The sequence below is a fragment of the Nonomuraea sediminis genome, from assembly GCF_018531495.1.
Taxonomy (GTDB): domain Bacteria; phylum Actinomycetota; class Actinomycetes; order Streptosporangiales; family Streptosporangiaceae; genus Nonomuraea; species Nonomuraea sediminis.
Window position 1 is genome coordinate 539,121 of record NZ_JAHDTI010000002.1, and the last position, 10,892, is coordinate 550,012.

Sequence of the window (10,892 nt, forward strand, 5' to 3'; positions counted from 1 at the left end):
CATGCCTTTGACGGTGGATGACGTCGACCGGTTCGAGCTGTCGAGGCCCCGTCTGGAGGCCATCGCCTACCGTCTCCTCGGCTCCGCGGACGAGGCACAGGACGTCGTGCAGGAGACGTTCCTGCGCTGGCAGGCCGCCGATGTCGACCGCGTCGAGGTCCCTGAGGCTTGGCTGACGAAGGTACTCACCAACCTGTGCCTCAACCAGCTCACCTCCGCGCGGGCACGCCGCGAGACCTACATGGGCCGATGGCTCCCCGAGCCGCTGCTCGCGGGGGACCCGATGCTCGGCCCGGCCGACACCGCTGAGCAGCGCGAAGCGGTCTCGTACGCGGTCCTCACTCTCATGGAGCGCCTGTCCCCCAACGAACGGGCCGTGTACGTGCTGCGGGAGGCCTTCGACTACCCGCACCGGGAGATCGCCGAGATCCTCGACATCACCGAGGCCGCCAGCCAGCAGATCTTTCACCGCGCCAAGAAGCATGTCGCGTACGGCAAAGCCCGCACCGAAATCGACGAGGCCGCCGCCCAGCGGATCGTCGAGGAGTTCCTCGCGGCCGCCACCAGTGGCCAGACCGATGAGCTCGTACGCCTGCTCACCAAGGACGCCATCTCCATCGGCGACGGCGGAGGGAAGGTTCCGGCACGCACCAAGGCGTTCGAGGGAGCCGTCGCGGTCGCGAAGTTCGTGTGGAGCATGTTCAAGCCCGCCGAGGCCAAACGCGCCATCGTCGGCGGCTCGCCCGAGATATACGCCTGGACCGCCAATGGTGAACCCGCCGTTGTGGCCGTCGTGGAAGACCGGGTCGTCGCCATCATGTGCCTGGAGGTCACCGCCGAGGGCATCACTGCCTGCCGTACCCAGGCAAACCCCGACAAGCTCGAACGCGCGACCGAGCAGTGGGCGGCGGCCGACCACGGGGAGCCCCTGCTCGTGATGTGACGTGTATCACCTACGGCTCCTGTCAGGAAACGGCGGGCCATCCGGTTCAAGTGACAAATCCGAACCGGACAGGAGCTGACGATGAGAGTGCTGGTTGCAGGAGCGACTGGAGCGATGGGTACGCAACTGGTGCCGCGTCTGGTCGATGCGGGACACGAGGTGTTCGCCATGACCCGCAGCGAGCCGGACAAGGCCAGGGCACTGGGCGCGGTACCGGTCATCGCCGATGCGCTCGATCGCGCCCAGGTCGAGGCGGCCGTGCGCCAGGCGGCGCCGGAGGTGATCGTTCACCAGTTGACCGCCATCGGGCACATCGACACCCGCCATTTCGAACGCAGCTTCGCCGCCACCGACCGGCTGCGGATCGAGGGCACCGACAACCTGCTCGCGGCCGCACGCGCCGTGGGAGTGCGACGGTTCGTCGCCCAGAGCAACGGCGCGTTCACGTACACCCGGACCGGCGGGCCGGTCAAGAACGAACAAGACCCCCTGGATCGCTCACCGGTCAGCCAGATGGCCCCGATGATCGCCGCGATCGAGCACTTGGAGAAGGCCGTGCTGGGCGCCGCCTGGACCGAAGGGATCGTGCTGCGCTACGGCGCGTTCTACGGACCCGGCACCTCCATGGCGCCAGGCTCCGAGCAGCTCGAGATGATCCGCAAACGCAAGTTCCCGGTCGTCGGCGACGGCGGCGGGGTGTGGTCGTTCGTCCACATCGCCGACGCCGCCGAGGCCACGGTCGCAGCCTTGGAGAACGGCGGCCGCGGTGTCTACAACATCGTCGATGACGACCCCGCCCCGGTCGCCGAATGGCTGCCGGAACTGGCGGCGATGCTGGGCGCCAAGAAACCGATGCGCGTACCGCGGTTCATCGGACGGCTGGCCGCCGGACAGGCCGGCGTCGTGCTCATGACCGAACTGCGCGGTGCATCCAACGCCAAGGCCAAGCGCGAACTGGGCTGGCACCCGGCACACCCCACCTGGCGTCAAGGCCTCCAGGTTGGGATGTGACTTGCCTCGGTACGTGTTCGGGGAGCCGAACGCCTGTCGAAGGGCAACCATCCGGCAAGGATGGCTGCCCTTCGACCGTGCCCGTCAGCAGTTGGCGGCCGATCTGCTCGCTGTAGATGGGTCTACTGGGACGCGGCGGCACCACCCGGCTCCTACCCCGCCTGCTCCGGCTCCCCGACGGCCATCCGGACGGGCCCGTGCGCGCTCGAGGACCCCCTCTTTCTCGCCGACCGCAAACCCGTCTCCCCACGCCGCCCCGGGCCTGAGCACATCTGCCCGCACACCGGACGGCCCCGCCTCGGTTACGACCGGGTCCGGCCTGGTCTTAGCCACGTGCAAATTTTCAACGGATATGACACCGATCCAGTTAGCGCCAACAACGGGGGTGAGTAGGTCCCAAACCACCGCGATCCGGCTCCGACGCGACTCCCCTCACCACCAGACTCGCCACCTGAAGTGGTGAGCCGCCAATTGAAATGGTGAGTCACACCAACGGCTGATTTCGTCTGTGAGATCGGGTGCCAGCCGTAGGTCATTTTTGGCTCCACTTGGTGATCAACTCGCGATGATCTGAAGGCGAGTCTTGATACCGCTCTGAGCAGTTGTCGATCTTCCGGTGAGTCGGTGTCGTGGGTCGTGGTCGAAGAGGAGATCGGGCTTCGTGTCCAGGCGCGCGAGAACCGTCAACCGGCCATCGGTGACGGTGTAGACGCGGTCGCAGTGGTCTCTCGCCCTGGAGGGAATACCTTGTCAAGGACCTGTCTGTCGCCTCGGAGGTCCCCCAGGGAGAGGGCCTGGTCGATCGTGAGCGCACCGGCCGCGAGCCCGATGACGACCTCCGGCGCGGCGGTGAAGACCGTGTCCGGCTGCTGATCGGGCCGGATGATCGCACTGGGGCCGTGCTCATCGATGCGCAGGACCATGAGGAATCCGTCCGTCTCGACGCCGAGCTCCACCGCAGGAGTCGCGGTGATTCCCCGGAGCAGGCCGGGGAGAGCGAGCACCAGCCAGCGCGGCTGGAACGAATCACCGTCACGCCCGGTCATCACCAGCGGCGCGCCCCATCGGCCGAGCGCCTCCATCGGCTCGCGAAGCCCTGCACCCCAGGGCGTGAGCGCATAGACGACACCCGCCTCCTCCAGGCGGCGCTCGACGATGCCGTTCGACTCCAGAGCCCGCAGCCGCTCCGCCAGGAGGTTGGTCGCGATCCCCGCGAGCGAGGTTTTCAGCTCGGTGTAGCGCATCGGGCCGGGGAGCAGCTCGCGCACGATCAGAAGGGTCCAGCGCTCGCCCACGATGTCCAGGGCGCGCGCGAGGGCGCAGAACTGCCCGTAGGAGCGAGCCCTTTTCGAGGATTGCTTGATATTCTCCATCGTGGTTGACTATATCAACTGCCCGGATGGGCGTCGAGCAGAGGGGATCCTCATGGAGATGAGCATCAGCTGGCTGGCCGTCGTGGCCGCGATCGTGGCCGGGATGGCGATCGCCTGGGTGTGGTACAGCGACTGGGGGCTCTTCGGCGTCGTCTGGCGGAAGCTGACCGGGGTTTCCGAGGAGGACTCGAAGCGGGCCGGCAAGCGCCCGTTCGCAGTCCTCCTAGCGTCGATCCTCGTCACGGCGCTGGTGCTCACCGCCGCGTGCTCCATCGTGTCGGGCTTGTTCGGCAGCGACCCGCTCTGGCTCGATGTGGCCGTCGGATTCGCGACCTGGCTCGGGTTCTCGCTGACAACCCTGACGCAGCACAACGCCTTCGAGCAGAAGCCGGCACAGCTCACCGTGATCAACAGCGCGTATCAGCTGACGTTGTTCTTGGGCATGGCCCTCGCCGTCGGGTTGCTGCAGTAGCACTGGCAAGCGCCCATGAGTCAGCCGACGGCCGAGAACCTTCGCTGGATGAAGCCGGCCATCGAGCTGTCCGCGCTTCCCCGCGCCGTGATGATGATCGGTACTCGTCACAGGTCAAGGTCGTTCGTCCTCGGCTTCGCCTGCGGGCGCTCCACCTTGACCTGCTCCTGCGACCGACGAGTTTGGCGGCTATCGGGGAAGAGCACACCGGAGGTCAGCCTGGCTTCGGATGGTGGGCGGCCTTGGCCGCCTGGGTCTGGGAGTAGCGGTAGGACTCCGCCAAGCGACGAGCCCGCGAGGTCCGATGGGTGCCGACAAATCAGGTCCTGCTCTTGCCGATGGATCGGTCGATGCGGATTGAGCACTTCCTCACCGACGCGCCACCCCCTACCTCGGTTGACTCTAATCCAGATCGAGCCACCGTTCTCCCTACTCAAGAAGGTAGGCGAACGGTTCAATACGCCCCTCGGACACCGATGAAGTCCTGGTTTCTCTTTGCGGAGACCAGGACTTCTTGTTTTGAGGGATCGAAGAGCGGCTCGATCCCAATATCCGCGCAGATCTTCGCCTTGCGAGCAGAGTCGGCCTTCCCGAGCACCTTCACCAGGTCGCCCAGGTCACGCAACGCCGCGGCGAAGGCATCACGATCGAAGGAACGCTTCTCGGCTATCGGCAGCCGTTGCAGCTCGCCTCTCCGAGCCTGCTCATCCTTCATCCACCCGGCCACGATCACGGGATCGGCCCCGGCATCCAACGCCGCCCGATACTGACCAAACTTCCGATCGCTCCGCCACGGTTGAACGCTTTATCGATCTCGATCGCGTGCCACAGCCGCTGGATATGCTGCCGGCCCACTCATGCAGTTGATGATTCCTGGGGAACTCCGCGGTAGGGCCCTTGCGCGCCAAGGTCGAACCCGGCTCTGTGCGCGGTCTGACCGCCGCCCGCCGTTCTGATCCGGCGGCGGTACTCGCGCGGGGACGCGCCTGTGACCCGCTTGAATGCGTTGCTCAGTGCGCTCTCCGAACCGTAGCCGACCTTGCGGGCGATCATCGCCACCGTGTCGTCGCCGCGGCGCAGGCGGTCGGTGGCCAGTTCGATCCGCCATCCGGTCAGGTAGTCCAGCGGGCTCTGCCCGACGGTTTGCTTGAAGCGGGCCGCGAGAGTCGACCGGGACACCGCCGCGGCCTCGGCCAGTTCCGCCACCGTCCAGGCGTGAGACGGACGGGCGTGCATGGCCCGCAGCACCGGGGCCACGATCGGGTCGGTGAGCCCGGCCATCCAGCCGGACGCCGCGCCCGGCCCGGCGACGGCCAGGTGCAGGCGCAGCAGGTGGATCAGCATGACCAGGGCGAGATGCTCGGTGACCAGTGTCGAGGCAAGTGACCGGTCGCGCAGCTCGGCGTCGATCTGCTCGAGCGCCCAGCGTACGGTCGCGGCCTCGGCGGTGCGGCCGGGCACATGGATCACTGGCGGCAGCACGTCGAGCAGCAGTTCGCGGGCCCGCTCGCCGAAGTCGAACCGGCCGCCGATGAAGACCGCGTCCTCGCCGGTCCCCACCCGGGCTACGCCGTCGGTGGCCGACGCGAAAACCGGACCGGCCGGGACCGGCCGCAGCCCTGGACCGGTGGCCATGGTGAATGCGCGTGGCTGGGTGAGCAGGAAGCAGTCGCCCTCGGCCAGCTCGATCGGCTCCGGTACGCCGTCGACGCTGAGCAGGCAGTCGCCGCGGCGCACCGCGACGAACTTGACCGCCGGCGGCGGGTCGTACGACATCGCCCACTCACCGCCGGCCACCAGCCTGACGGACAGGCGGCTGGTCGTGCCGAGGAGGGCGAGGACGTCTTCGAGGGGATCGGCTTGCTGGACGCTCACTCAACTATGTTGGATCCTGAACCATTCCGAGTCCAACTCCCGATCTCTACCGTGACACGCATGGGCACCCCATTCAGCGCCAAGACCACGGCTGCGGAGATTCTCGCCGGTGTTGACCTCACCGGGCGGCGGATCATCGTCACCGGCGGAGCATCCGGGATCGGATTGGAGACCGTACGGGCGCTGCAGGGCGCGGGGGCCGAGGTGACCGTCGCGACCCGCAACCCCACCGGCGACCAGCGGGCCTTGGATCTGAGCGATCTCGGCTCGGTGCGCGCGTTCGTGGCCGGCTGGATCGGGCCGGTGCACGCGATCGTGGCGAACGCCGGGATCATGGCGTTGCCCACCCGCCAGGTCGCCGCCAACGGCTGGGAGCTGCAGTTGGCGACGAACTTTCTCGGGCATTTCGCACTGATCACCGGCCTACGGGAGAACCTGCGGCAGGCCGGCGACGCGCGGGTGGTCATGGTGAGTTCCGGCGCTCAACTGCTGGCGCCGTTCGACTTCGACGATCCGCACTTCGAGCGCCGCCCGTACGACCCGTGGGTCGCGTACGCGCAGTCGAAGACGGCCGACGTGCTGCTCGCGGTCGGCGCTGCCCGGCGCTGGACCGCCGACGGAATCACCGCGAACGCGCTCGAGCCCGGCTACATCCACACCAACCTGCAGCGGCACCTCGACGACGACACCATGCGAGCAGCGGGCGCGATGGATGACGAGGGGAACCTGGTGACCCCCGACTACTACAAGACCCCGGAGCAGGGCGCCGCCACCTCAGTGCTGCTCGCCGGGTCCCCGCTGCTGGACGGCGTGACCGGCCGGTTCTTCTCCTCGGACAACCAGGAGGCCGAGGTGGTGGCGGGCGGCCCGGACGCGACCGTAGGCGTCGCAAGCTGGTCGGTGGACCCGGCCGCCGCGGATCGCCTCTGGGACTACGCGCTCACAGCGACAGCGGACCGCCTCGTGGACTGCTGACGAGAGAACTGCTGAGGCGTAGTCCGCCCGCATCGAGCACGAGTACGGCCATCGGGCTTTCCCGGCGGCAAGAAGCGTCGCCATGTCCGATAAGAACCTTGGAGCACCATTCATGACTACCGTGATGCTTGTCCACGGCGCCTGGCACCAGCCGAGCAGTTGGGCGAAGCTTGAGGCCGAGTTGCACGCGCTCGGGTACGGCACGCACACGCCGGCGCTGCCGAGCGCCGGCGAACATCCCACCGCGGGCATGCATGACGATGCCGCCGTGCTGGCCGCGGAACTGGCGTCGATCGCAGGACCGGTCGTGCTGCTCGGCCACTCCTACGGGGGCATCCCGATCACCGAGGCCGCCGCCGGAGTGGGCAATGTCGATCGGCTGATCTACCTCGCCGCCTACATGCCGGACAAGGGACAGTCGATGTACACCATCCACGGCATCCCCGATCCCGAAAACACAGACGGGCTGTTCCCACTCATCAACGAACCGCGTACCTCGCTCTACGGCGATCTGCCCGATGCAGAGGCCGAGCAGGCGGTGAGCGAGTTGGTCAACCAGACCATCCGATCGTTCGCGGAGAAGGTCGACGCAGCCGCCTGGCGGAACATCCCGTCCACCTACATCATCACAGAGCAGGACAAAGCTATCCCTCCCGCACTGCAGGAGCAGATGGCAGCCCAAGCTGCCGAGATCCGCCGGTTCGCCGGCGGGCATTCTCCGTTCCTGTCCCAGCCACGCCGGCTGGCCGCCCTCATCGACGAGATCGTGCGGTCGGCCTGAGTGGCTTCGCAGGCGGGAGCGAACACCGATTTTGAGGATCGAAGAGCAGCTCGAGCACCTCGACCTTGTCTCCCAGCTCGCGTAGCGTCTCCCAGCTCGCGTAGCGCCGCAGCAAGGGCATCGCGGTCAATGGTACGAACTTGAGCGATCGGTAGGCGATCAACCGACGTCACCCGCTGACTCGCGGCTGAACAACCGCGCCGCCCGCCGGCACGTCTACTGGATATGCGAATATTTCCGGCCGCAGTGCTCCTCGTGCTCGCGGCGGCCTGCGGTTCCGTTCGAGCGCCGGTCGCTGCTGACGGGTTCGCGGACCGCGCCCGTGAGGTCGCCGAACGCTGGCAGAGCTCGGCGGAGCGCGAGCCCTGGATCGAGGGGTTCGTCCCGCTGCGGAACCTGACCGTGGAGCCCGATTGGGGACGCATGCCCCGGTGGGTCGGGCGGAGCACGATCAACAGCGCCTGGAAGCTGGAGACAGCGCTCCCGGCCGAGGCGCCTGCCCCGGCCGAGCTGCGCTGGGCCGATGGGAGCACGCTGAGCGTGCCGGTCTTGGCGGCTACAGCTGCCTACGCCGGGCTCAGCAAGCCCAAGTCCTTCGTCGACGAGGAGTGCCCGGCCAAGGGCTGCCGGCCGCTGCGTGTGATCGGGGTCGCCCGGGGCGAGGCCACGATGCCCAGCAGCCGGGGGGACGTGCGGGTGCCTACGTGGGACTTCACCGTGAAGGGCTTGCCAGAGCCGTTCCGGCGGGTCGCAGTGGCCCCGGCCGCAATGGGCGGGGTGCCCAGGCCGCTGGTCGACGGGATCCAGGAGGTGAGCACCTATGAGGTGCGCGCGCCGGCTGAGCTCCAGCTGAGCTACATGCATGGCACCTGTGACACGACGTACGGCTCGCGCGTCTACGAGACGCCCGAAGCGGTAGTCGTGGACGTTGACATCCGGCGGGACGACGTAAATTTCTGCAACGCGATGGGGAAGACCGACCAGATCGACGTCGCGCTGCGCGAGCCCCTGGGCCGCCGGGTGGTGCTGGACTCCAGCAGCGGGGTCCCTCTGTTGTCGCGGAGCGACATCCACCTGGTCGAGTTCCAGAACTACGACCCGCGTCGCTCCTGACCCGGCGATACTCACTTGAGGGGCCGCAGCGCGGTGGATCGAGATGGACGACGACGAGGCCTCCGCCTGGCGCCAGGCATTGGACGGCCTGGAGGCCACCGGCAGGACGTTCCTCGTCTCGCGTTCGTGCCAGGGTGCCTACGCGAGTTTCCCAGTCCCGCCATACGTCTCTGGCCCGTTGGTGAGGGTGGGCTCCGGGCCGTGGGGTGAGCGGTTCGGGAGTCTTGATCGTTGACGAGACCGCTGATTAGGTTGGACGGCATGGCTGAGCTCGGATCCGTTGCCTGGCCACCCGACCCGATCAGGACCGAGCGGCTTGTGCTCCGTGAGCCCGAGGCTCGGGACCGTGCGGCGGTCATCGAGTTGTTCACCTCGTCCGAGGTGGGCACCTACATCGGTGGCCCTCGACCACGGGATGAGTTCGAGCGCGCGTTGCCCGCCGTGCCCAGGCGGCGCCCCGGCCTTTTCGTGGTCGATCTCGATGGGGCGATGATCGGCATCATCGAGATCGATCGGCGCGACGCCGAGCGTCCGGGTCACGTCCGTCCGGATGGCGGTGAGGCCGAGCTCGGCTACATGTTCCTGCCGCAGTCGTGGGGATACGGCTACGCCGCCGAGGCGTGCGCGGCGGTACTCGGCTGGGTCGCCGCCGCGCTTCCCGGCGAGCCGGTAGTGCTCTCCACCCAGACCGCCAACGACCGCTCGATGCGCCTCGCGGCGAAGCTGGGGTTCACCGAGGTGGAGCGGTTCGAGGAGTACGACGCCGAGCAGTGGTTCGGCGTGTGGTCCTCGGGATGAGCACGTGCTCATCGAGGCGCTTCGGACCGCCGGCCTTGACCGGCCGTGCGTCCTGCCACGGATGTGCCGCGCCGCTCGCCGGCCGGTGAGTGGGCGCGCCAGAACACCGAACCCGACGTTGTGCCGGGCCCGCGAGTGGGCGCGCCAGAACGCCGAAGCCGACGTTGCTCGCACATCCGAGGCGCCGACAGCGCCGTGGGGGGCATCCGGATCGCGCCTTACGCGTCCGAGCCGCTGGCAGCGCCGTGGGGCATCCGGATCTCGTCCTGGCGGATGCGGTGGCTAAGGGTGTCGTCGGCGAGTTGGACGCGGAAGCCTGCCGCGCCCCCGTCGAGTCGGCCCGGCAGACTGGCAGAGAGGAATCACTATGAGTCAGGCGCTTGCCGGGTTAATGGGAGTCCTGGTCGGCTCGATCATCACGGCCATCGTGACGATCTATGCAGAGCGCCAGAAGACCAAGCGCGAGGCAGCCCAGAGCGACCGGCAACACGAGCGTGAACGCCGATCGGCGCGAGACACGTTCCAGCGGGAGAGCATCCTCACTCTCCAGACCGCGGTTTCCGACCTCATCAAGTCGGTATATGCCGAGCTTGACAGGCTCATCGCCGCAGCGAAGGACACGGGCGAGTGGCCGGCTCGGAAGTGGGAGACGCCTACAGCTGTGGGGTGGTCGGCCGCGTTGCTGCTGCTGAAGTCGTCCCGAGCCCGGGTCTTCAGCGCGGAGATCCGCTCACTGGCTGCGGCGGTTGAGAAGGCGGCGGGCGACTCCATCTGGGCCGAGGGTCTGGAAGAGGCGGAACAGCACAGCAGGCGTCTGGAGCCGCTGCTCGACCGGTTCAATGACGAGATAGCTCGTACGCTTCCGACGCTCTACTAGCGCTACGGCACACGCGCCAGTCCGGGGACGGAAGGATCCTTGGCATGCGCTTCTCCGGGGGCCGTGCTAGCGGTGCCGATTCTTGAGCATCTGAGTGGGCCAAAAAGCTCGACCCCTCGCGGGAGTGGCTGAGCGGGCCAAAGCTCGGCCCTTCGCCCGAGTGGCTGAGCGGGCCACAGCTCGCCCCTCGCGTGGGTGCGGGCCGGTGGCTGTCAACAACCCGCAGGGCTACAGCCAGCAAGATCACCAGTTATCTGACCGATATGCGGTATCAAACTCGACTCTATTGGTCAATATGGTCATAGGTGTTATCGGCGTGAAGACCGAAACCCTGGTTACGGGCATTCCGTTGGTGAGCAAGATCCTTACGCGGCGTGACGAACGCCCTGGACGCAGGGGTGGGGTAGAGATCATCTTCCCAGCCAGCGAGGTCAACCACGCACCGACGTGCCCGCGGGCAGTGAAATTTCTTGATGCCCGAAACCTCCATTCCGACATCGGTTGAAATTTCACCTCTTGACTGACTTTCGGACAAAATAATAGGAATGGCGTGGCTTTAGGCTTAACCGATCCTCGCCAGGACGAACCCTGGCGAGCGACTCATGCTTCCTGCTGTCCGCGCGACGACCTCGCACGGCGCAGTGAACCGTCTGGGGGGGTGACTTCGCGGAGCA

At 67.3% G+C, this 10,892-nt stretch carries 12 protein-coding genes; 9 read left to right on the forward strand and 3 right to left on the reverse strand.

Annotated elements, in window-relative coordinates:
• The first annotated feature begins 1 nt into the window (after position 1).
• Positions 2-943 (forward strand): RNA polymerase sigma factor SigJ, encoded by a 942-nt coding sequence (gene sigJ, locus KIK09_RS10700; protein ID WP_214318571.1) that lies wholly within the window; start codon positions 2-4, stop codon positions 941-943.
• Between the two features lie 81 nt (positions 944-1,024).
• Positions 1,025-1,954: an NAD-dependent epimerase/dehydratase family protein gene (locus KIK09_RS10705; RefSeq protein ID WP_214318572.1), complete on the forward strand. Its 930-nt coding sequence runs from the start codon at positions 1,025-1,027 to the stop codon at positions 1,952-1,954.
• A 683-nt stretch (positions 1,955-2,637) separates the two neighbouring features.
• Here KIK09_RS10705 and KIK09_RS10710 read toward each other — a convergent pair.
• Positions 2,638-3,327 (reverse strand): winged helix-turn-helix transcriptional regulator, encoded by a 690-nt coding sequence (locus tag KIK09_RS10710; RefSeq protein ID WP_214318573.1) that lies wholly within the window; start codon positions 3,325-3,327, stop codon positions 2,638-2,640.
• 58 nt (positions 3,328-3,385) lie between these two features.
• Here KIK09_RS10710 and KIK09_RS10715 point away from each other — a divergent pair, with 58 nt between their 5' ends.
• Entirely contained in the window at positions 3,386-3,799 is a 414-nt protein-coding gene (locus KIK09_RS10715) for a DUF1761 domain-containing protein (RefSeq protein WP_214318574.1), read from the forward strand.
• 454 nt (positions 3,800-4,253) lie between these two features.
• On the opposite strand, the gene KIK09_RS10720 is transcribed toward KIK09_RS10715, so the two are convergent.
• Both KIK09_RS10720 and KIK09_RS59970 read right to left on the reverse strand, forming a co-directional pair.
• On the reverse strand, positions 4,254-4,514 hold the full coding sequence (locus KIK09_RS10720) for a hypothetical protein (protein ID WP_214318575.1): 261 nt from the start codon (positions 4,512-4,514) through the stop codon (positions 4,254-4,256).
• 140 nt (positions 4,515-4,654) lie between these two features.
• Positions 4,655-5,674 carry an AraC family transcriptional regulator gene (locus KIK09_RS59970; protein ID WP_214318576.1) on the reverse strand — a complete coding sequence of 340 codons (1,020 nt, stop codon included), beginning with the start codon at positions 5,672-5,674 and terminating at the stop codon, positions 4,655-4,657.
• 60 nt (positions 5,675-5,734) lie between these two features.
• On the opposite strand from KIK09_RS59970, the gene KIK09_RS10730 reads away from it, so the two are divergent.
• From KIK09_RS10730 to KIK09_RS10755, 6 genes are all read left to right on the forward strand, one after another.
• A complete protein-coding gene (locus KIK09_RS10730; RefSeq protein WP_214318577.1) occupies positions 5,735-6,649 on the forward strand; it encodes an SDR family NAD(P)-dependent oxidoreductase in 915 nt (304 codons plus the stop codon).
• A gap of 82 nt (positions 6,650-6,731) precedes the next feature.
• Positions 6,732-7,430, forward strand: a complete 699-nt coding sequence (locus tag KIK09_RS10735; RefSeq protein ID WP_214318578.1) for an alpha/beta hydrolase — start codon at positions 6,732-6,734, stop codon at positions 7,428-7,430.
• Between the two features lie 246 nt (positions 7,431-7,676).
• Positions 7,677-8,543 carry a hypothetical protein gene (locus KIK09_RS10740; protein WP_214318579.1) on the forward strand — a complete coding sequence of 289 codons (867 nt, stop codon included), beginning with the start codon at positions 7,677-7,679 and terminating at the stop codon, positions 8,541-8,543.
• 261 nt (positions 8,544-8,804) lie between these two features.
• On the forward strand, positions 8,805-9,341 hold the full coding sequence (locus KIK09_RS10745) for a GNAT family N-acetyltransferase (RefSeq protein ID WP_214318580.1): 537 nt from the start codon (positions 8,805-8,807) through the stop codon (positions 9,339-9,341).
• 367 nt (positions 9,342-9,708) lie between these two features.
• Positions 9,709-10,218: a hypothetical protein gene (locus KIK09_RS10750; protein ID WP_214318581.1), complete on the forward strand. Its 510-nt coding sequence runs from the start codon at positions 9,709-9,711 to the stop codon at positions 10,216-10,218.
• A gap of 205 nt (positions 10,219-10,423) precedes the next feature.
• On the forward strand, positions 10,424-10,723 hold the full coding sequence (locus KIK09_RS10755; protein WP_214318582.1) for a hypothetical protein: 300 nt from the start codon (positions 10,424-10,426) through the stop codon (positions 10,721-10,723).
• Positions 10,724-10,892 lie beyond the last annotated feature (169 nt).

Excerpts from the sequence above, each read along its gene's own strand:
- KIK09_RS10735 (WP_214318578.1), top strand. The coding sequence starts at position 6,732 with ATGTCCGATAAGAACCTTGGAGCACCATTCATGACTACCGTGATGCTT.
- KIK09_RS10705 (WP_214318572.1), top strand. The coding sequence starts at position 1,025 with ATGAGAGTGCTGGTTGCAGGAGCGACTGGAGCGATGGGTACGCAACTG.
- KIK09_RS10730 (WP_214318577.1), top strand. The coding sequence starts at position 5,735 with ATGGGCACCCCATTCAGCGCCAAGACCACGGCTGCGGAGATTCTCGCC.
- sigJ (WP_214318571.1), top strand. The coding sequence starts at position 2 with ATGCCTTTGACGGTGGATGACGTCGACCGGTTCGAGCTGTCGAGGCCC.
- KIK09_RS10750 (WP_214318581.1), top strand. The coding sequence starts at position 9,709 with ATGAGTCAGGCGCTTGCCGGGTTAATGGGAGTCCTGGTCGGCTCGATC.
- KIK09_RS10710 (WP_214318573.1), bottom strand. The coding sequence starts at position 3,327 with ATGGAGAATATCAAGCAATCCTCGAAAAGGGCTCGCTCCTACGGGCAG.
- KIK09_RS10745 (WP_214318580.1), top strand. The coding sequence starts at position 8,805 with ATGGCTGAGCTCGGATCCGTTGCCTGGCCACCCGACCCGATCAGGACC.
- KIK09_RS10720 (WP_214318575.1), bottom strand. The coding sequence starts at position 4,514 with ATGAAGGATGAGCAGGCTCGGAGAGGCGAGCTGCAACGGCTGCCGATA.
- KIK09_RS10715 (WP_214318574.1), top strand. The coding sequence starts at position 3,386 with ATGAGCATCAGCTGGCTGGCCGTCGTGGCCGCGATCGTGGCCGGGATG.